The sequence below is a fragment of the Pseudomonas triclosanedens genome (assembly GCF_026686735.1).
GTDB classification, from domain to species: domain Bacteria; phylum Pseudomonadota; class Gammaproteobacteria; order Pseudomonadales; family Pseudomonadaceae; genus Pseudomonas; species Pseudomonas triclosanedens.
The window spans coordinates 3,090,002-3,108,672 of record NZ_CP113432.1 but is presented as its reverse complement, the minus strand read 5'-3'; the positions used below and the strand labels follow the sequence as shown (position 1 = coordinate 3,108,672).

At 61.6% G+C, this 18,671-nt stretch carries 20 protein-coding genes; 11 read left to right on the top strand and 9 right to left on the bottom strand.

Annotation, left to right across the window (positions count from 1 at the left end; all coding sequences use genetic code 11):
• Window positions 1–6: 6 nt before the first annotated feature.
• Window positions 7–1,221: an NAD(P)/FAD-dependent oxidoreductase gene (locus OU419_RS14380; protein WP_254476510.1), complete on the top strand. Its 1,215-nt coding sequence runs from the start codon at window positions 7–9 to the stop codon at window positions 1,219–1,221.
• A gap of 39 nt (window positions 1,222–1,260) precedes the next feature.
• Here OU419_RS14380 and OU419_RS14375 read toward each other — a convergent pair whose 3' ends face one another.
• From OU419_RS14375 to OU419_RS14365, 3 genes are all read right to left on the bottom strand, one after another.
• Entirely contained in the window at window positions 1,261–2,271 is a 1,011-nt protein-coding gene (locus tag OU419_RS14375) for a fatty acid desaturase family protein (protein ID WP_254476511.1), read from the bottom strand.
• Between the two features lie 16 nt (window positions 2,272–2,287).
• Window positions 2,288–3,115, bottom strand: a complete 828-nt coding sequence (locus tag OU419_RS14370) for a PaaX family transcriptional regulator C-terminal domain-containing protein (protein WP_254476512.1) — start codon at window positions 3,113–3,115, stop codon at window positions 2,288–2,290.
• 212 nt (window positions 3,116–3,327) lie between these two features.
• Window positions 3,328–3,951, bottom strand: a complete 624-nt coding sequence (locus tag OU419_RS14365) for a TetR/AcrR family transcriptional regulator (RefSeq protein WP_254476513.1) — start codon at window positions 3,949–3,951, stop codon at window positions 3,328–3,330.
• Window positions 3,952–4,074: 123 nt separating this feature from the next.
• Here OU419_RS14365 and OU419_RS14360 point away from each other — a divergent pair, with 123 nt between their 5' ends.
• From OU419_RS14360 to OU419_RS14330, 7 genes are all read left to right on the top strand, one after another.
• The gene (locus OU419_RS14360; RefSeq protein ID WP_254476514.1) at window positions 4,075–4,977 is read left to right on the top strand and encodes a crotonase/enoyl-CoA hydratase family protein; all 903 of its coding nucleotides are present in this window, start codon (window positions 4,075–4,077) and stop codon (window positions 4,975–4,977) included.
• Between the two features lie 87 nt (window positions 4,978–5,064).
• On the top strand, window positions 5,065–6,849 hold the full coding sequence (locus tag OU419_RS14355) for an AMP-binding protein (RefSeq protein WP_254476515.1): 1,785 nt from the start codon (window positions 5,065–5,067) through the stop codon (window positions 6,847–6,849).
• A 487-nt stretch (window positions 6,850–7,336) separates the two neighbouring features.
• Window positions 7,337–7,729: a response regulator gene (locus OU419_RS14350; protein ID WP_254476516.1), complete on the top strand. Its 393-nt coding sequence runs from the start codon at window positions 7,337–7,339 to the stop codon at window positions 7,727–7,729.
• Window positions 7,730–7,779: 50 nt separating this feature from the next.
• On the top strand, window positions 7,780–8,250 hold the full coding sequence (locus tag OU419_RS14345; protein ID WP_254476517.1) for a hemerythrin domain-containing protein: 471 nt from the start codon (window positions 7,780–7,782) through the stop codon (window positions 8,248–8,250).
• Window positions 8,251–8,305: 55 nt separating this feature from the next.
• Window positions 8,306–8,518 carry a hypothetical protein gene (locus tag OU419_RS14340; protein ID WP_254476518.1) on the top strand — a complete coding sequence of 71 codons (213 nt, stop codon included), beginning with the start codon at window positions 8,306–8,308 and terminating at the stop codon, window positions 8,516–8,518.
• Window positions 8,519–8,609: 91 nt separating this feature from the next.
• A complete protein-coding gene (locus OU419_RS14335) occupies window positions 8,610–9,161 on the top strand; it encodes an ATP-dependent Clp protease proteolytic subunit (RefSeq protein ID WP_254476519.1) in 552 nt (183 codons plus the stop codon).
• A 155-nt stretch (window positions 9,162–9,316) separates the two neighbouring features.
• Window positions 9,317–9,730 (top strand): CBS domain-containing protein, encoded by a 414-nt coding sequence (locus tag OU419_RS14330; RefSeq protein WP_254476527.1) that lies wholly within the window; start codon window positions 9,317–9,319, stop codon window positions 9,728–9,730.
• Between the two features lie 37 nt (window positions 9,731–9,767).
• Here OU419_RS14330 and OU419_RS14325 read toward each other — a convergent pair whose 3' ends face one another.
• Both OU419_RS14325 and OU419_RS14320 read right to left on the bottom strand, forming a co-directional pair.
• Entirely contained in the window at window positions 9,768–9,923 is a 156-nt protein-coding gene (locus OU419_RS14325; RefSeq protein ID WP_254476520.1) for a hypothetical protein, read from the bottom strand.
• A 270-nt stretch (window positions 9,924–10,193) separates the two neighbouring features.
• Entirely contained in the window at window positions 10,194–10,364 is a 171-nt protein-coding gene (locus OU419_RS14320; protein WP_254476521.1) for a con-10 family general stress protein, read from the bottom strand.
• A gap of 336 nt (window positions 10,365–10,700) precedes the next feature.
• Here OU419_RS14320 and OU419_RS14315 point away from each other — a divergent pair, with 336 nt between their 5' ends.
• Complete coding sequence (locus OU419_RS14315) at window positions 10,701–10,928, top strand: hypothetical protein (RefSeq protein WP_254476522.1); 228 nt, start codon at window positions 10,701–10,703, stop codon at window positions 10,926–10,928.
• Between the two features lie 237 nt (window positions 10,929–11,165).
• The gene (katE, locus tag OU419_RS14310; protein WP_254476523.1) at window positions 11,166–13,292 is read left to right on the top strand and encodes a catalase HPII; all 2,127 of its coding nucleotides are present in this window, start codon (window positions 11,166–11,168) and stop codon (window positions 13,290–13,292) included.
• Window positions 13,293–13,334: 42 nt separating this feature from the next.
• On the opposite strand, the gene OU419_RS14305 is transcribed toward katE, so the two are convergent.
• Window positions 13,335–14,282 (bottom strand): methyltransferase, encoded by a 948-nt coding sequence (locus OU419_RS14305; protein ID WP_254476524.1) that lies wholly within the window; start codon window positions 14,280–14,282, stop codon window positions 13,335–13,337.
• The gene (locus OU419_RS14300; RefSeq protein ID WP_254476525.1) at window positions 14,279–15,649 is read right to left on the bottom strand and encodes an iron-containing redox enzyme family protein; all 1,371 of its coding nucleotides are present in this window, start codon (window positions 15,647–15,649) and stop codon (window positions 14,279–14,281) included. The genes OU419_RS14305 and OU419_RS14300 overlap by 4 nt, the downstream gene beginning before the upstream one ends.
• A 142-nt stretch (window positions 15,650–15,791) precedes the next feature.
• Between OU419_RS14300 and OU419_RS14295 the strand changes: the two genes are divergently transcribed.
• A complete protein-coding gene (locus OU419_RS14295; protein WP_254476526.1) occupies window positions 15,792–16,916 on the top strand; it encodes a carboxylate-amine ligase in 1,125 nt (374 codons plus the stop codon).
• 316 nt (window positions 16,917–17,232) lie between these two features.
• Here the strand turns inward: OU419_RS14295 and OU419_RS14290 are convergent, their stop codons facing one another.
• On the bottom strand, window positions 17,233–17,433 hold the full coding sequence (locus tag OU419_RS14290; protein ID WP_001513658.1) for a methyl-accepting chemotaxis domain-containing protein: 201 nt from the start codon (window positions 17,431–17,433) through the stop codon (window positions 17,233–17,235).
• Between the two features lie 130 nt (window positions 17,434–17,563).
• On the bottom strand, window positions 17,564–18,268 hold the full coding sequence (locus OU419_RS14285; RefSeq protein ID WP_001067855.1) for an IS6-like element IS26 family transposase: 705 nt from the start codon (window positions 18,266–18,268) through the stop codon (window positions 17,564–17,566).
• Window positions 18,269–18,671: the final 403 nt, after the last annotated feature.

Below are 18,671 nucleotides of genomic sequence, written 5' to 3'. Positions count from 1 at the left end.
TACGCCATGCGTGCGGATTATCTGATTGTCGGTGCGGGCCAGGCTGGCCGTCGCGCTGCGGAGGCGCTTCGTTCGTTGGCCCCGCAGGCTCGGGTTTGTCTCGTGGGCGATGAGGCTGAGCTTCCATACGATCGCCCCATCCTCTCCAAGGAGGCTCTGCTCAGTATCGAGGATGAAGCCAAGGCATTCATCCAGGGGAGAGACTTCTACGAGAGTCAGCGGATAGAGCTGCGCCTCGGAAGCCGTGTGACAAAGGTTGATCGTGCAGCCAGACAAGTCGAACTGACCAATGGGGAGACGATCGCGTACGAGAAGTTGTTACTGGCTACCGGCTCGCGCGCGCGTCCTTATCCGGGACAGGTCGGCGAAGGGGTGGAGCTGCTGTACCTGAGAACCCTCGAACAGGCTCGCCAATTGCGTGAACGACTGGTCGCGGGTAAGCGCCTGGCAATTCTTGGTGGCGGATTCATCGGCCTGGAGGTGGCGGCCAGTGCCCGCAAGCTCGGCTGTGAAGTCACTGTCCTGGAGCCTGCGTCGTCTCTCCTGCAGCGCGTGATGCCCAAGGTCATAGGCGACCATTTGCTGGCGCTGCACCGCCAGGCTGGCGTGAAGGTGCAACTGGATACGCTCCCGAGCCGGATCACACGCTGCGCTGACGGCCTGCTGATCGAGACTACTCGAGGCACTCATGAGGCAGACGAGATTCTGGTGGGTATCGGTGCCCTGCCGAATGTCGAACTGGCGAGCGAGATCGGCCTGCTTGTAGAAAACGGTATCGTGGTCGACGAGCATTGCCGGACCAGCGATCCGCACATCTTCGCCGCCGGCGACGTGACCAGCCATTTCAACCCGCTGCTGGGGCGCCACGTGCGAGTGGAATCATGGCAGGTGGCCGAGCATCAGCCCCAGGTGGCCGCCGCGAACATGCTCGGGGGCAAGGAAAGCTATGCGCAGACGCCGTGGCTGTGGTCCGATCAGTACCAGTGCAACGTACAGACGCTTGGCTTCTTCAGCGGTACAGGTCAGGTACTGCTGCGCGGCAAGGTCGAAGAAGGCGCGTTCAGCGTCATCGAACTGGATGCCGAGGGACGTCTGCTCGCTGTCGCGACCGTGAACCAGGGGCGTGACATGGCCGCCTTCAAGCGCATGGCGGCTTCTGCAAAGCCTCTTGATGCGACGGCGGTGGCGGATACCGCCGTCAATCTGCGCAGCCTGTTGTAAGCCGATGGCGCCCCTTGTCTTCGACAGGGGCGCCTCTGGTCAGGCCGGTTTTTGCGAGGAAACGATGCGCAGCACTTCCAGATAGCCTGGCGGTTCGTCGATAGCGTTGCGTTCGCGGAGCATGCGGTGCATCAGTGGCAGGCGGAAGTAGGGCACCGATGCCATCACGTGGTGCTCGATGTGATAGTTCACGTTGATGGGCGCTACGGTGGCCCGTGCGATCAGACCGGCACGCGTAGTGCGGGTATTGAGAAAACTGTCGGCGGAAACTTCCGTACAGGCGTGTTCAGCCATCGAACGGATGCGCACGAAGGCAGCGAAAGGCGTCATGTAGGCGAGAATCCAGGCCAGGTACAGCCAGGGGTGCCCGGTCGCCCAGAGCACGCCGAAAAGCACGGCGTTGGTGATGACGGTGGGCGTCACGTTGCGCACGAACATCCGGGCGCGGCTGCTGAACGTCTGTCCGTCGGCTGGCAGGACAGTCCGGTCGTTGGCCACTGTCCACTTTAGATATCCGGCATCCATGAGGAAGCGCCCGACAAAGAACTTGATACCCGTCAGGCCGCTGATGTCGCGCAGCAGCTTGCGCACCAGCGATGCGCGCGTCGTCGGGAAGGGGGCTACCAGAGAGAGGTCGGTATCCTCTGGCTGGCCGGTCTTTGCATGATGTACCAGGTGATGCGTGCGGTACTTCTTCAGGTCGTTCCAGATGGGCCTGGCGCATATCCAGTCGACCAGGACCTCATTGAGAAAGCGAGTCTTGAACAGCGTGCCGTGGGAAGCATCGTGCATCAGGATCGCCAGCGCCAGTTGGCGGCCAGCCAGCACTGCCAATGCGATCAGGAACACCGGAATTGCCACTATCAGCGGCTGTGAACCGGCCCAGGCCATTGCGACGAAAGCCAGGGCAATGACGCCCCAGGTGAAACCGACGGCGGCAAATCCCATAAGGTCCGAGCGCTCTGTCAGCATGCGTATTTCGTCGCGGCTGAATACATCGGTGATCTTGCGGCGTGAACGTTCCTGGTTAACGGTTGAGTCCTGGAGCATGGCAACCTCGTGGCGGTCAGTGGTGGAGATGTCTTTCGGTGGTATCGGTCGAGGGTCCGGCAAGTGGCGATGCTCGCAGGCTGCGCCAGATGGCATGGCCGACATCGTCATAGCGCAGCAGCACTTCGATGAAGGCGTGCCGCTCCTGCGGATTGACCAACGGCTCGGGCAGCAGTGGGTCGTAGACCAGTTGGCGAATAGCTGCGCTGCCCAGCAGGAAGGACTCCCGGGCGGCGGCGTCCACTTCCATCGCGTCCACTCGCGTCAGCCATTTGCCGAGTTTCTCGGCAGTCTTGCGGTAGGCGCGGTTGAGCGCCTTGCCATCCCATAGTGCACGTGCGCGCGATTCGCGCACCGGATCGAATTCTGTCGCCAGGAAGACCGCGGCCGATGGTTCGAGGCCCAGTTTGATCAGGCGCTCCCTGACCATAGCGACACCACCCACGAGGTTGTCGGGGCGGACGAAAAGCTCGCGTTCCAGTTCGCGGAAACCCAGCAGCTCCAGAGCCCGCTCACGGCGCCGCAATTGTGCGCGGTCGGTGCGGCCCAGGCCGGCGCAATGGGCGACTATCCAGCCGCCATGCCAACTGCCGATGCGCGCTTCGGCGCTACGCCAGTCGCGAACATCTTCCGCCAGGTCGGCCGCGTTGGCTCCCAGGCAATAGGCGCCGCGTCCCGCAGCTTCGATCATGCCGGCGGCGGCGAGGCGGACAAGTGCCACCCGCACGCTGTTCTCGCGAATACCGAACAGGGCGCAGGCAGATACCGCATCGCGGGCGCTGAGCACGCCGTCCTCCGCGGTCAGGATGAACTTGAGAATCAGGTCTCGAGGATGTGGCGTCATACTGATGACTCTTTTCCGCGTATTGTGCTTGCCGGTGTAATGTTACTGAGAAATACATATACGTCTTTTTCGGTAACTTTAACCAGACCGAACGATGGGATTTCGCGGAAAGGGGGGAGCCATCGACCGCTGGCAGGCAAAGTTCAGGAAGAGGATGAGCCCGCAGCGGGCACCAGCGACCCGACTGGCGTGGTGCCCGATACACAAGGCGCTCAGTTGCTATCGTCGAACGGTGGAGCGTCGAGCAGCACCTGTACGGCCCATACCCATTGGGCCACCAGTTTTTCCTGGTGATCCGGGTTGCTCACCAGAACGCTCGACAGCGCCATGCCGCGCAGGAATCCGATACTCAGCGCCTTCACTACCTCGTAGTTCGGTTCTTTCTGCACTGCTGCCAGCAGGTTCTCCACGACGCGCTCCCGCTCCGCTCGTGCCGCTCGCTCCGCCCCACGGATAGCCGATTGCAGATCGCCGTCCGTCCGCGATGCCGCCCACAGCTCCAGTTCCGCCAGAAAGGCCGGCTTCAGGCTCATCGCCGACAGGACCCGTATGGCCCGCTCCAGCGGGTTGGAGATATCTCCCATTGCCTGCTCCGCCTGGCATACCGCCTCGTCATTGCGGCGGACCAGTTCCTCGATCGTTGCCGACAACAGTGCGGCATGGGTGGGGAAGTGGTGCAGCAGCGCGCCCCTGCTGGCTCCGGAACGACGCTGTACTTCGAGGGTGGTGGTCCTCGCGACCCCCAGTTCGATCAGCGACGACACCGCGGCGTCCAGAAGGCGTTGCCGGGTAGCGAGCTTGCGAGAGGCGGCGGTTGGGTTGGTTGCTGTCTGCATGACGAGGCATTTACTCGATGAATGATGAATACAGTCAGTATTGACTGTCTTTGCTTTGGTTTCTTACAGTCAGCCCTGACTGTCCTTCTTGCCTGACCATGATCGTACTGCCTGGAGCCCGATATGCCGACCTTCACTACCGTCACGATTGAACAGGATCAACAATCGCCCCGAGTGGCGCGCCTGCTGCTGAACCGCCCCGAGCGGCTCAATGCGATCACCAACGAGACGCCCAGTGACATCCGTGCCGCGGTGGAGTGGGCGGAACGCAACGATGAAGTCCATGTGATCATCGTCGAAGGTGCTGGCAAGGGCTTCTGCGGTGGCTACGACCTGGCCGAGTCCGCCGAGCAGATGCTCGAGCATCCATGCCAGCAGGAGAGTACGCCGTGGGACCCGATGGTCGACTACGCCTTCATGAAGCGCAACACGGAGGACTTCATGAGCCTCTGGCGTTGCAGCAAGCCAACCATCGCCAAGGTGCACGGCTATGCCGCGGCAGGCGGCAGCGACATCGCGCTGAGTTGCGATCTGCTGGTCATGGCCGAGGACGCCAGAATCGGCTACATGCCCACTCGGGTCTGGGGTTGCCCGACGACCGCCATGTGGACCTTCCGCCTGGGGTTCGCGCGGGCCAAGCAGTTGATGTTCACCGGCGACCCCATCGATGGAGTCAAGGCTGCAGCCTGGGGACTGGCCAACGAGGTGGTGCCGAAGGAGGAGCTGGAGGCCGCTACCATGAAGCTCGCCGAGCGGATTGCCGGCGTGCCCAAGTCACACCTGGCGATGCACAAGATGGTGGTCAACCAGGTAATGCTGAACATGGGGCTCGAGCAGACCCAGATGATGGCCACGGTGTTCGACGGCATCACCCGGCACAACCCGGAAGGCGTCTGGTTCCGCCGCTACGCTCAGGTGGAAGGCTTCAAGGCGGCGGTGCAATGGCGTGACAGCGGGCGGCCGATCCCGGAACGGGAAGAAGCGCGTGAGCTGATCAGGGAGCTGGAGGCTCGCCTGAACGAGTGATCCCGTCTCTTCCCTCCACCCATGCGCAGTGGGGCGCCTGTTCTCGCTGCGCCAGGGTGGAATCCTACGGCCCCAAGGAGATGCCTGATGTCGACTGCCGCATCCAATAGCTCCTGCATACAACATCGCATGGAGTCGACGACCTCGCCCTTTGAACTGCTGGCCCGTACGGCGCAGCAGTTGCCAACCCGCACCGCGCTGGAATTTCTTCCCGGCGATCTCGAAGGAGCCCCCTTGGAGGTCACTTATCGGCAACTGCTGCAGGAGGTGCAGCGGATCGCCTCGGCCCTGAAGGCGACGGGCATCCGCGAGGATGAATCCGTCGCCATCCTGCTGCCATTCGTTCCCCAGGCGGTATCCGTTCTGATCGCCGCCAGTGCCGTGGCCGTGGCGTTTCCCGTCAACCTGCTGCTATCGGCAGAGGCCATGCGCGCGCAACTCAGTATCGCCCGTTGCAGGGTGGTCGTGACCCTGGGCCCGCATCCTGCGCTGGACGTCCATGCGCGTGTCGTGCGCGCGGTCGAATCCATGCCAGTGGCGCCCACGATCATCGAAGTCCCCCTGGCCGGGCCTGCCCACAACTGGGAAGCGTTCCTCGGCGCCTCCACATCGGCCTTCGAACAGCCGGTGGATCCTGGGCGTGTCGGCGCATTGGTCCACACCGGGGGTACGACCGGGCATCCCAAGCTGGCCCGGCTGTCGCTGCGCAACATGGCAGTGGCGGCAGTCATGGCGAGCGCCGGCCTGGGTATCGAGCCATCCGACCGCCTGCTGACCGGGCTGCCGCTGTTCCATGTCGGCGGAGCCATCGATGGCCTGATGGCCGCACTCTCGGTGGGCGCCACGGTTGTCTTTCCCACGCCGCTGGGCATGCGCAACCCGGCAGTCGTACAGCGCCTCTGGGAGATCGTTTCCCGCTATGGGATTACCGTGCTGGGCGTCGTTCCGACATCGCTCGCGGCAATCCGGGATACCCCGGTCGGGACATCGGAACTCGCCGGGCTCAGGGCGATCATGACGGGCGGGTCGCCCTTGTCGGAGGATCTTTCCCAACACATCCAGGCGCTGACCGGAAAGCCTGTCTATCAGCTCTACGGGATGACCGAATCCAGCGGCATTGCAACGGCGCAATCGACCACTGGCCGGCGTGCAGCCCATGCGGCGGGCCTTCCGGTGCCTGGAGTGGAGATCAGCCTCGGACAGGCTGGCGCCGAGTACCGGCCAGGAGCGAAAGGCGAAGTCCTGATCCGTGGGCCGAACGTGTTCCAGGGCTATCTGACCGACCAGGGCGTCGTCGGTGATCCGCGAGGCGGCTGGCTCTCGTCCGGTGACCTTGGGGAGGTGGCCAGCAATGGCGAGCTGCGGATCATTGGCCGCTCCAAGGATGTGATCATCCGCAGCGGACACAACATCGATCCGCAGCTCATCGAGGATGTCGCGCACCGTCACGCCGGCGTGGTCCAGGCGGCGGCAGTCGCGATGCCTGACGACTATGCCGGGGAGGTTCCGGTACTGTTCGTGGTGGCCCGCTCCACTGCGGAGTTCTGCCTGAGCGAGCTGGCCGGCTTCATGGCGCAGCAGATCGCCGAGCCGCCGGCGCGGCCCAAAGGTATTTTCGTACTGGATGAGTTGCCGCTGACCCCGTTCGGCAAGGTCGCACGCTATCGCCTGCGGCAATTGGCGGTTGAACGCAAGGTGGCCGAGCTGCTGGCAGACCTCGTCGAAGCGCCCGCGGTGACATGCCGCGACCCCGCCGCCAGGCGGGTGGAGATCGGCACCAGGGAACCCCTGACCGACTCTCTGATTGAAGACATCGTCCGCCGCCTCAGACGCCTCGACCTGGAGATGGAAAGACCGGGGACGACTATCTAGAGGTGCACCGAGGTCTCGGCACGGCTCGACGCCAATCGAGTCAGGCGCGTTGTTGCGGGCTGCGCCGGAACCTGCGGCTCTCAACACCACTGCCGAACCGCGCATGGAGCTGGACCAGGCCGCCTCCATGCCGCTGCCCACCCCGTGCTGCCGGCCTTACCCTGGCGGCGGCCGGCTGCATCTTCGGCCAGGCGACCTGCCTGATCGCCGACCAGAGCGGGCCACGGATTCACGCTGATCGAGCTGCCGATAGTACCTGCGGCCAACCTGCAGGCCGGCGAGCCTGCGCATCCCGATAGCCGGCTCCGGAAATCCGGGGCCGCGGTCCGTTCAGGCATTTTGCATCGCCGGCTCAGGCCGGTCGGGCGTTTTGCTGATTGCAGGGTGCGATCATCGAGGGTAGCCGCCGCTCTGTCCCGCGGGTGCGCGGAATGCGCGGGGAAGGCGCGAAAGTTGCTGCGTCTGCTCATTGGAAGAGGAGACAGCCATGAGCCTGTGTGACGCATCGGTACTGGTACTCGAAGAAAAGGCGGACGAGCTCTGGCGCATCGAGCAGTACCTGCTGGACAAGGGCCACGCAGTGCTCAGTGCGCGGAACCATGAGGAAGCGCTGGAGCACTTGGGCTCCGGCGCGGTCATCGATCTGTTTCTGGTCGACGAGCCGATCACAGGTCCCTTGACCGGCAATGAGCTGATCGAGGCCTGCCTGCCGTCGCGGCCGCGCATGCGCGTGCTGATGCTGTCGTCATCGCAGGAGCGCGCGCTGGACCACAGCTCGCCGTATCCGACCCTGCTCAAGCCGTTGCGCCTGGATGAGCTGGGCCGCGCCATCGACCGCGCCCTCTGCCGGCCACCGGTAAAACCCTGGGAAGCGACCTGAAACCGCCGACCCGGATGATCCTTCAGCGAAGCCTGACCGAGGAGAAACCAATGAATGCCATCGATCTACTCAAGCAGGACCACAAGACCGTCAAGACGCTGCTCGCCGAACTGAGCGAGACCACCTCGCGTGCGGTGAAAAAGCGCAGCGAACTGCTACGCAAGATCGATCTGGAGCTGAGCCAGCACACCGCCATCGAGGAAGAAATTTTCTACCCGGCGCTCAGGCAGGTGGGCGAAAAGGAAGACGAGAAGATGTACTTCGAGTCCAGGGAGGAGCACCGCACGGTGGATTCGCTGGTACTGCCTGACCTGAAAAATACCCGCCCCGACAGCATGGAATTCGCCGGCCGGGTGAAGGTGCTCAAGGAGCTGCTGGAGCATCACATTCAGGAAGAGGAAAAGGAGATGTTCCCGCGCGCGGAGCAGTTGCTCGACCATCCCACGCTGGATCGACTGGCGGTGGCGATGCAGCAGATGAAGAAGGACATCAAGGCGCAATGGGAGAAACGCGCCGCCTGACCGTTCGCCAGGCGCTTGCGTCCCGGCGCGGGCGCCCTTGCAGAGGAGAGCCGAGATGACACCCGCATTCCTGATCAGCTACATCCTCAACGACCAGCCGATGAGCGTCGTGTTGCACCAGGAGCAGCTCAGCGTCGATGACGCGCGCCGCTTCCTGGTGGCGCTGCACAGCCCGCTCGATGAGCGCTCCATCACCGACGTGCAGGTCAGCAAGGTGTTGCGCAGCCAGGAGCGCGACACCACGCCAGGACACTATCGCCAGCCCTGAGCGTGTCCACTCGTCGTGTCGTTGGCATGGCAGCAGCCATGCGGGACTCAGTTGAAGACGTATTCGAGTCTCCAGCCACAAGGAGCCGCGCATGGCCACACATATCATCCATTTCACCGGGCCGATCAATTCGTCCACCTGCGGCAATCTGATTGGCACCTGTACCAGGGCGATGCAGCAGGGCGCAACGCAGTTGCAACTGAACATCGTCACTATGGGCGGCGACTGCGCCTATGGCTTCAGCCTCTACAACTACCTGCTGTCGCTGCCGGTGCCGGTGGACACCCACAATCTGGGGACGGTGGAGTCCATGGGCAACATCCTGTTCCTGGCGGGCCGGCGGCGCACGGCCTGCCCGTTGAGCAAATTCCTGTTCCATCCGTTCCACTGGACGTTGCATGGCTCGGTGGACCATGCCCGCATGAGTGAATATGCCATGAGCCTGGAGCACGATCTGCGGCTGTACGCGGAGATCGTCCAACAGCGCACCCTCGATGCCAGCGAACGAATCGACGTGCCCGAGTGCCTGACCGGTCATGCGCGGATAGTCGAGCCTGACGAAGCGCTGGCCTGCGGGCTGATCCATGCCATCGATCCGCTGCGAATCCCCGAAGCGGCCTGCCAGTGGAGCGTGCATGCCTGAATCTGCGCCTTCGCGCGGAAAGTTCGAACCATCGCAGGGGAAGTCTTTCCACTCTCAGAGGCTCTGGTGTTCAGGGCCGCCACAGGAGGCAGACCATGAGAGAACAAAGCGTGAAAGAACAGTCCATGCGCGACAAGTCATCCGGGCATGGCTCCATGACAGTGCGGGAAATCATGAGCAGGGAAGTGCGGACCATCTCGCCGGACAGCACATTGCAGGAAGCGGCGCTGCTGATGCGGCAGGTGGATATCGGCGCGCTGCTGGTGAGCGAAGGCGACCAACTGATCGGCATGGTCACTGACCGTGACCTGGTGGTGCGCGGGCTGGCTGATGCGCTGGCCACCACGACGCCGGTCAACGAGGTAATGAGTGCTGGAGTGTGCTACTGCTTCGAGGACGAGACGGTTGACCACGTGTCGAAGAACATGGCCCAGATCCAGAAGCGCCGGTTGGCCGTGGTGAATCGCGAGAAGCGCCTGGTTGGCATCCTGTCGCTGGCCAACGTCGCCAGTTGCAATGCCGAAAAGCTCAGCGCCAATCTGCTGCGCAGTGTGGCGCGCCCGCATTGACGGTCGGGACGGCGCTCCAGCCGCCGCCGTACGCCGTTCAGCGGATGCTGTCGATCAGCCCTTCCTGATGTGCGGCGGAAAGGTGCGGCTGCTGGTCGCCGTCTTCGGTATCAAGGTCGATGAGGTCATCGAGTGCCAAATCTTCGCGGGTTACGACCGGATCGGGTTCGGGCAGGTCATGTGGATTTTTCATGGGAAGTTCCTCGGATTTCGATCCTCGGGAAAGTAGTCTGCGGAAGCTTAAATCCAGTGCGAGGAGCTGGGCAGAATCATTGCGCCGCCGCTGATCGATAAATTGGATACAGCCCCGCTGTTTGTGGTTCGCGCTATTCTGCGCGTTCTTTGCGCTTCGCTTGTCGCGCAAGAATTAATTCAACGAAAACCCTTCGGTATTCTCAATCCGTATTTCCAGGCCACGACGGAGCGAAGAATTTCGCCCCGCCGTGGTTTTTATCAGCGCCAATCAGCGATTGTCCTCATGACTGTGCTGCCCACCCTTGCGTCCTGCTTCCGACGCGCGCTGCGGGTCATTCTTGAAGTTGCCGCCGCTTTGCTGGCCGCCTTTCTTGCCGGCTTCGGATGCGCGCTCCGGGTCTTCTGCGAAATTGCCTTTGCCGCCTCTATGTTCAGCCATTTCAGTTCTCCTGATAGTTCTGAATTTAGGAATGAGCGTGTGCCGCTCACTTCATCCGATGGAGTGTGCCGGCAGATGTTCGAATCTTTTTCAGAACGATGAGTCATCTTTTCCTGGCCTTGAAGTTATAAGTAAATAAATTACCTCCGGTCACTTTTGTTTGCCTTTTAATTCGCCATTTTCTCGGCGCTGTAAGTGATTGCCCTCGGTAAGCCGAGGGAAATGCTGACAATTGATCAAACCTTTTTCGATGAATGTAAAAACATAGTGGCAGGTGGCCGCATATTCAGGTGGCAATGTAGCGCCTATTGTGTGCTTGCAAACGGAGGACAACCGATGACCGATTCGAAATGCCGGGAGGTGGAAGACCTGCTTCGGCACACTTATCCAACCTTCACCTTTGCCTGCGCGCTCCAATCCGATGGGCAATACCAGATCAGCCTTGCCAGCCAGATAACCGCCGTGCCACAGACGATAGTCGTGGGCATCACCGCCGAGGAGCTGCGAACACCGGCCCAGGTTCGAAATCTGGGTCTGGAATTGATCAACTGCTTCGCAGATTGATTCCCTTCACTGCCTCGGCACCTGCGCAGAGCGATGCGGCAGGTGTTGACGCATGATTCCTCTTCCTTCGATTACTTGCGTAGCCTCGCAGAGTTGCGCAAGCGACCAATCGGGAAAAAGCTGGAACTTGAAGCTCCCAGTCGGTCCCAACGGGTAGGCGGCGCATGTCGGCCGGCAATCAACGAATGCCGGCTATCGCTGCGCGAATCGCCGTTTACCTGGCATGAGGACAATCGCATGAATCCCACACGAGAGGACCGGCAGAGTCAGATGGCCGGCACCCAGACCATCGACCGCAGCAACAGCAGCGACAAGCAGGAACAACTCGAGCGCTACCGCGAAGACGCCACCGATCAAGCGCTCACCACCAATACCGGCACGCGCATTTCGGACAATCAGAACACCCTGAGGGCCGGCGTACGCGGACCGTCGTTGCTCGAAGACTTCATCATGCGCGAGAAGATCACCCACTTCGATCACGAGCGCATTCCCGAACGCGTGGTGCACGCCCGGGGGGCGGCGGCGCATGGCTATTTCGAGTCCTACGGCGACTGGAGCGATCTGACCAAGGCTGCGTTTCTATCCGGCAATGGCGTGCGCACACCGGTCTTCGTGCGCTTCTCCACAGTCCAGGGGCCGCGCGGTTCTGCCGATACCGTGCGCGATGTACGTGGCTTTGCGGTGAAGTTCTACACCGAGGAGGGCAACTACGATCTGGTCGGCAACAATATGCCGGTGTTCTTCATCCAGGACGCCATCAAGTTTCCCGATTTCGTCCACGCGGTGAAGCCCGAGCCGCAGAACGAAATACCCACTGGCGCATCGGCGCATGACACCTTCTGGGACTTCGTATCGCTGACTCCGGAGTCGGCGCACATGGTCATGTGGCTGATGTCCGACCGTGCCATACCCATCGCCTACCGCAATATGCAGGGCTTCGGCGTGCATACTTTCCGCCTGATCAACGTGAATGGCGAAAGCTCGCTGGTGAAGTTCCACTGGCGGCCGAAGTCGGGCACCTGTTCGCTGGTATGGGATGAGGCGCAGAAACTGGCGGGCAAGGATCCGGACTTCAACCGTCGCAGCCTGTGGGAAGACATCGAGAATGGCGACTACCCCGAATGGGAGCTGGGCGTGCAGGTCATCGCCGAGGACGACCAGGACTCCTTCGACTTCGATCTGCTCGATCCAACCAAGCTGGTTCCCGAGGAGCAGGTACCGGTACAGATACTCGGGCGCATGGTGCTCGACCGCAATCCCGACAACTTCTTCGCCGAAACAGAGCAGGTAGCCTTTCACGCCGGCCACATCGTGCCGGGGATCGACTTCACCAATGACCCGCTGCTGCAGGGGCGGCTGTTTTCCTATACCGACACCCAGTTGCTGCGCCTGGGCGGGCCGAATTTCAACCAGATCCCGATCAACCAGCCGCTATGCCCGTTCCACAACAACCAGCGTGATGCCTTTCACCAGCACATCCTGCATCGCGGACGCGCATCCTACGAACCCAACTCGATCGATGACGGCTGGCCGAAGGAAACCGCGTCAGCGGCGCGTCACGGCGGCTTTGCCAGCTATCACGAGCCCATGAGCGGGACCAAGGTGCGCGAGCGGGCGGGTTCGTTCGCTGATCACTTCAGCCAGGCGGCGCTGTTCTGGCACAGCTTGAGCGAGACGGAGCAGAACCATGTGGTGGCCGCTTACGTCTTCGAGCTCTCGAAGGTGGGGCGTGCATCGATCCGGGATCGGGAGGTCAACGAGATTCTGCTGAACATCGACAGCCAGCTCGCCCGGCGCGTGGCTGACCAGGTCGGTGTGGCCATCGTCGGCCAGGGTGCGCCGACGCAACCCACACCGTCGCCGGCGCTGAGCCAGATGCAATTGCTGTCGGGCGATATCCGCTCGCGCAAGGTGGCGATACTGATCGCCGATGGTGTCAGCGAGTCTGATGTGAGTGATCTGCGTGATGCGCTCCAAAAGGCCGGTGCAAGTGCCAAGCTGGTCGGTCCCGGTGTGGCGCCTGTCACCGCCGAGAACGGCGCGACGCTGATACCGGAGGGGTCCTGGGAGGGCTTGCCCTCGGTGGTGTTCGACGCAGTCTTCGTCCCTGGGGGCGCGGCGGCCACCAATACGTTCAGTGGTGATGGTCGGCTGTTGCACTATCTGCTGGAAGCGTACAAACACCTCAAGCCGATGGCCTTCAGCGGAACCGCACAAGCGCTGCCTGGCCAGCTTGGCCTGCCGGGGGATCCGGGCGTGGTGCAGGGAGCGACGGCCAGCGATCTGTTCGGCGACCTGCAAGCAGCCCTGGAGCAGCACCGTATCTGGTCGCGGGAAGCGCAGATCGCCAGGATTCCCGCCTGAAGCCATCGCCCGCCGCCTCGCAGGAACGCGGGGCGGCGCCGCTCAGGCCAGGCGCTTGAGCGTAAGGCTCACCGCGGCGATACGTTCGACATTCCGGTAGGCCGAGGTTTCCAGCTCTTCACCGAACACGTCCGGGTCGATTTCCCGAAGCTCCCAGCGTAGCCCAGGGTCATCCAGCAGCACCCGCAGCTGCCGATGCAGCGCAGACTCGCCGTCAACCACCGCGGCGCCGGTATACAGCAGTAACTGGCCGCCGGGCCCGAGACGCTTGAGCGCGCACTCGACGATGCGCAACGACAGTCCGCATCCCAGCTCGCCGCCGCCGTGACGGTAGGCGCGCTCGGTGGGATCGAGCAGATAGGGCGGATTGGCGACGATCAAGTCGAACTCGCCGTTCACCTCATCGAGCAGGTTACTGTGGCGGATCTGTAAATGCTCGACGCCCGCCAGCCGGGCATTGGCGCGGGTGAAGTCGAGTGCCCGAGGGTTGATATCCACCGCCGTGACTTCTGCTCCTGGATAGGCGCGCGCCACCAGGATTGCTCCTGGCCCGGCGCCGCAGCCGATGTCCACCGCGCGGCGCATCGGCTTGCCGTTGGCTTCGAAATGCCGGTGCAGCAATTGCGCGAAGCGGTAGGTGTCAGGGCCGAAGAATACCGAGTCCGCTTCCAGGGTCGGGTAGGCCGAGTGAGCGAACAGCAGGCTATCCAGGCTTGACCAGCGCACTGCGCTGCGCCAACGGTTATCGTAGCGTTGCAGCAGGCCGCCGGCTTCCAGCAGGGCAAGCATGCGCTCGTCGAGAACGCCATCGGAAAATGCCCGGTTCCAACCGAATACCCTCGCCAGGTCGGCAGCGGCGTAGTTCTCCGCTCGCGCATTGACGCGCGCGTGGGTGGCAGGAGTCGTAGTGATGAAGTGATAGTTCTGCTTGTGCAGTTCCTGGCCCAGCGTAACCAGTACCTGCAGGCGAGAGTCGAGAAAGGCGCTCATGGTTCGATTCCCAGTTTGTCGGCGAATATCCGCGTGGCCATCAGCCCGGCGGACGTCCAATGCTTGTGCGGCGCCATCAGGGCGATGAGTCGATGCCTCCGGTTGCGCGGCGACAGGCCACTCAGTTCGTTGAGCAGCGCACGCTCCTCGGCGGCGAAGTCCGCGCGGGCTGGCGCATCGCTGGCGCCGAGCCTGCCGCCGCCGCGCCAGTGTGACTGGGCCTGTGGGGCGTGCCAGTCGCCGGCGATCCAGTCGTGCAGCAATTGTTTCTCGTAGGGCGTGAAAACCCCGAACATTGCCGCTTCGTCACCTTCCACCAGGCGCCACAGCCGGCTGCGCGCCGGTTCGGCATGGCGGATGAGCCAGCCCTCGTCTTCCAGTGCCTGGAGAAACTCCCCCATGCGCCCCGGAGCGGCCAGCCACTGATTGACGGTAAGCCCGCCGATGCGTGCGCGGTCGTCGTGCATCCGCTGCGCGAATGGACGCTTGCGTTCGAGCATTTCCAGCAGTTCCGCATGCAGGTCGAAACCATCGATAATCTGCTGGCAGGAAAGCCCGGCGTCGTTGAGCCGGTAGCCAGCCTGTACCCGGCGCAGGAAGCTTTCACGGTCGCCCAATCGCGGCAGGTAGGCATTCAATGCCGCCAGGGCCTTGCGGCCGTGGCCGCTGCCGGCGTTATCGATGGTTACGTGCAGGCGGAAATAGCGCGGGTCGATTCCCAGCTCGCGCAACTCGTGGCTGGTAATCATCAGGTGCAGCGGCGGCAGTTCGTAGCCGAGGTTGTAGCCCAGCAGTTCGGGCAGATAGTCATCGGCCAGATAACCGAAGGCTAGCTGCACGGCGCCTTGCAGATAGTGGGCATCGCTCAGCGGCAGTGGCGTGTCGCAGCCGAGGCTTTCGAGCAGTTGCCGGTAGATCAGCACGTGGTTGCGCGCCGTGATGCCATGCCCCAGTTCTTCCAGATAGATATGTACCAGCGGCAGCGCGCGCGGATCGTCGCAGTGGTTCAGCGCCCCGTACAGCCAGGCGCCGTCCACCAGCTTGGTCGGTCGCACCGCCTGCAGGAAGTACAGCGCATGGATGCGACTGTGGAAGAACCGGCGTGGTGCACCTGCGCGGCGCTCGCTCAAGTAGGCGGCATATTCGCTGGCGCTGCACCTGGCACGCTCGGCCAGCCAGCCCGGCCATCGTTGCGGGTCGCCGGGCAGATCGCCGCCGCCGATCACCTGCGCCTGCAACTGCTCGTCCAGAAACCGCGCAGCCGCTTCGGAGTACTCCTCCGGCGTACGCAGAAGGGCGTCGTACAGCTCGCGGGCGTCAGGAAGTTCGCGGCAGAGGGCGGTTTTCCGTGAGGCAGAGAGGGTCATGCGGGGCTCCTCGTGCAAAGTCGGTTACTTCCATTGCGAGTGGGCAAGCCGGCAAAGGTTTCAATGAAGTGACGGAGCGAAAGACTGAACGGGCGGGCGCTCCAGCGCGTCTGAGGGTTAACTGCCCGCCGTCAGGATTGCCATGCCCGCACTCGCACGATTTGGCATCGAGGAGGAATGCTTCCTGCTCGACCGCAGCACACTGGACATCGTCCGCGATGTGCCACTCGGTTTCCTGCACGCCTGTCGCGGCGTGCTGGGCGAGGAAGTCATCGGGGAAATCTTCGATTGCCAGATTGAGCTGGTCAGCCCGGTCTTCCGCCAGCTCGCCGACGCCGGCCGCTATCTTGCGGACCGTCGCAGGCGCCTGGCCGCCATCGCCCAGGCTCACGAGCTGGAAACCCTTTGCGTGGCTGCGCATCCCTTCACCCGCCTGCATCGGCAAAGGCCAGCCGTACGCCCGCGCTATCAGCGATTGATCGCCCAACAGGCTGGTGTCGCGGGGGAGAGTCTGCTGTGCGGGTTGCACGTTCACGTCGAAGTCAAGGGTTTCGACCGGGTGCAACTGATGAATCGGCTGCTGCCGTGGTTGCCCCTGCTGCTGGCGTTGAGCGGCTCTTCACCGTTCTGGGGCGGACGGGACACCGGCCTGGCGAGTCATCGTCAGGCGATGTGCGGAGAGTGGCCACGCATGGGGCCGCCGCCGCATTTCCACGACGAATCGCAATGGCGCCGCTATGTTGCGCTGCTGTTGGAGCATCGGTTGATGGACGAGGCTGGACATACCTGGTGGATCATCCGTCCCTCGGCGCGCTATCCAACGCTAGAGCTGCGGATTCCCGACGCCTGCCCGCGTATCGACGACGCACTGTGCATCGCCGGGCTGTTCCGCTTGCTGGTTGCGCAGGCACGGTGGGGCGAGGATATCGCCGCCCCCGAATGGCAACGCGCCCTGCTGCTGGAGAATCTCTGGCAGGCGCGCCGGCACGGCTGCACGGGAAGCTTCCTTGTCGAAAGGAACCGTTGCGTATCCGCGCTGGACTGGCTGAGGTTGGCCGAAAAGACCTGCGCGGGACAGGCTGACGCAGGCAGTCGCCGGATCTTCATGCAGGCACGACGGATCATCAAGCAAGGTAACAGCGCCGATCGACAACTGCGGGTCTACCGGGCAGCGCGCAACGCCGGGGCAGGTAGCGCCAAGGCGTTGCGCTGTGTGGTCGAGCATCTGCTGGCGGAAAACCGTCGGCCGCCCGGCGACACTGACTGACGGCGGCCACAAGCCCGCACCCGGCGGGCAAGGAATGCGGGTCCTACTTGCCGGCCAGAGCCCGAAGTTTCTCCCCGGCCATGACCACCTTGCGCTGGCGTCGCTGCGGATTCACCGGAACGAAGGTGGGGGAACCGCAGAATTCGGAAAAAATCGTACGCTAAGCTAACGGTGTTCTCGTGACAGCTCTTTGACTAGGCTTTCTAAGGCCATTCTGATAGCCCTGACTTCCTGAAAAGCCATGGCTAAAATTTGTGCGGCTAAAAGGGATAACCGATGGTAAAGTAAGTTATCCCTGTCGAGATACTGAAAAGCGTTATCCTCGTTTTTCCCAAAACTGTTTTGCCAGTTCGCTCAGAGCGCTAGTTAACTGAGCGACAGATTTCGCACTTTGCAAATTATTCTGCCCGGTCTGTACATTGGTATCAGCAGCATCGCGTATATTGATAATACTGCGGTTTATGTCTTCACTTACTGCTCCCTGCTGCTCGACCGCAGTCGCTATTTGCGCGTTCATGTCGGTAATTTCGTTAACGCGTTGGCCAATTCCATCAAGAGCTGTAGCTGCTTCCTCTGCGTGAGCTACACTCGTGTGGGCACTGTTGCAAAGTTAGCGATGAGGCAGCCTTTTGTCTTATTCAAAGGCCTTACATTTCAAAAACTCTGCTTACCAGGCGCATTTCGCCCAGGGGATCACCATAATAAAATGCTGAGGCCTGGCCTTTGCGTAGTGCACGCATCACCTCAATACCTTTGATGGTGGCGTAAGCCGTCTTCATGGATTTAAATCCCAGCGTGGCGCCGATTATCCGTTTCAGTTTGCCATGATCGCATTCAATCACGTTGTTCCGGTACTTAATCTGTCGGTGTTCAACGTCAGACGGGCACCGGCCTTCGCGTTTGAGCAGAGCAAGCGCGCGACCATAGGCGGGCGCTTTATCCGTGTTGATGAATCGCGGGATCTGCCACTTCTTCACGTTGTTGAGGATTTTACCCAGAAACCGGTATGCAGCTTTGCTGTTACGACGGGAGGAGAGATAAAAATCGACAGTGCGGCCCCGGCTGTCGACGGCCCGGTACAGATACGCCCAGCGGCCATTGACCTTCACGTAGGTTTCATCCATGTGCCACGGGCAAAGATCGGAAGGGTTACGCCAGTACCAGCGCAGCCGTTTTTCCATTTCAGGCGCATAACGCTGAACCCAGCGGTAAATCGTGGAGTGATCGACATTCACTCCGCGTTCAGCCAGCATCTCCTGCAGCTCACGGTAACTGATGCCGTATTTGCAGTACCAGCGTACGGCCCACAGAATGATGTCACGCTGAAAATGCCGGCCTTTGAATGGGTTCATGTGCAGCTCCATCAGCAAAAGGGGATGATAAGTTTATCACCACCGACTATTTGCAACAGTGCCATCTGATCCATTATCCGCGCCCGGCGGACAAATAAAAAAGCAGGGTATAATAAATATACCCCGCTTTGACTTAACGGATCGTCTTACTTTATTTGTAAAATAAAACCAAAATAAATATGTGTTCAGCTTAACTTATTATATATCATCCTTATACCAACCGGGATGATATGTTTATACTGAACAGAAAAGCATGCCATTCAGAATACTATCTTCTGTTATATATGGCGGTTTATTTATTGTTTAATTACACACACTCAGGCATATCACTATGCTATCGTGATGTTTTCACTGGTGTTGTTACTACTGCCTTTACGGCATTTTGGTGTTGTTCAAAATGACT

Coding starts and splice junctions, on each gene's coding strand:
- OU419_RS14320 (WP_254476521.1), bottom strand. CDS start 10,364: ATGGCTGAACATAGAGGCGGCAAAGGCAATTTCGCAGAAGACCCGGAG.
- OU419_RS14360 (WP_254476514.1), top strand. CDS start 4,075: ATGCCGACCTTCACTACCGTCACGATTGAACAGGATCAACAATCGCCC.
- OU419_RS14365 (WP_254476513.1), bottom strand. CDS start 3,951: ATGCAGACAGCAACCAACCCAACCGCCGCCTCTCGCAAGCTCGCTACC.
- OU419_RS14345 (WP_254476517.1), top strand. CDS start 7,780: ATGAATGCCATCGATCTACTCAAGCAGGACCACAAGACCGTCAAGACG.
- OU419_RS14355 (WP_254476515.1), top strand. CDS start 5,065: ATGTCGACTGCCGCATCCAATAGCTCCTGCATACAACATCGCATGGAG.
- OU419_RS14340 (WP_254476518.1), top strand. CDS start 8,306: ATGACACCCGCATTCCTGATCAGCTACATCCTCAACGACCAGCCGATG.
- OU419_RS14315 (WP_254476522.1), top strand. CDS start 10,701: ATGACCGATTCGAAATGCCGGGAGGTGGAAGACCTGCTTCGGCACACT.
- OU419_RS14350 (WP_254476516.1), top strand. CDS start 7,337: ATGAGCCTGTGTGACGCATCGGTACTGGTACTCGAAGAAAAGGCGGAC.
- katE (WP_254476523.1), top strand. CDS start 11,166: ATGAATCCCACACGAGAGGACCGGCAGAGTCAGATGGCCGGCACCCAG.
- OU419_RS14335 (WP_254476519.1), top strand. CDS start 8,610: ATGGCCACACATATCATCCATTTCACCGGGCCGATCAATTCGTCCACC.
- OU419_RS14295 (WP_254476526.1), top strand. CDS start 15,792: ATGCCCGCACTCGCACGATTTGGCATCGAGGAGGAATGCTTCCTGCTC.
- OU419_RS14380 (WP_254476510.1), top strand. CDS start 7: ATGCGTGCGGATTATCTGATTGTCGGTGCGGGCCAGGCTGGCCGTCGC.
- OU419_RS14305 (WP_254476524.1), bottom strand. CDS start 14,282: ATGAGCGCCTTTCTCGACTCTCGCCTGCAGGTACTGGTTACGCTGGGC.
- OU419_RS14375 (WP_254476511.1), bottom strand. CDS start 2,271: ATGCTCCAGGACTCAACCGTTAACCAGGAACGTTCACGCCGCAAGATC.
- OU419_RS14290 (WP_001513658.1), bottom strand. CDS start 17,433: ATGAACGCGCAAATAGCGACTGCGGTCGAGCAGCAGGGAGCAGTAAGT.
- OU419_RS14325 (WP_254476520.1), bottom strand. CDS start 9,923: ATGAAAAATCCACATGACCTGCCCGAACCCGATCCGGTCGTAACCCGC.
- OU419_RS14330 (WP_254476527.1), top strand. CDS start 9,317: ATGACAGTGCGGGAAATCATGAGCAGGGAAGTGCGGACCATCTCGCCG.
- OU419_RS14300 (WP_254476525.1), bottom strand. CDS start 15,649: ATGACCCTCTCTGCCTCACGGAAAACCGCCCTCTGCCGCGAACTTCCT.
- OU419_RS14285 (WP_001067855.1), bottom strand. CDS start 18,268: ATGAACCCATTCAAAGGCCGGCATTTTCAGCGTGACATCATTCTGTGG.
- OU419_RS14370 (WP_254476512.1), bottom strand. CDS start 3,115: ATGACGCCACATCCTCGAGACCTGATTCTCAAGTTCATCCTGACCGCG.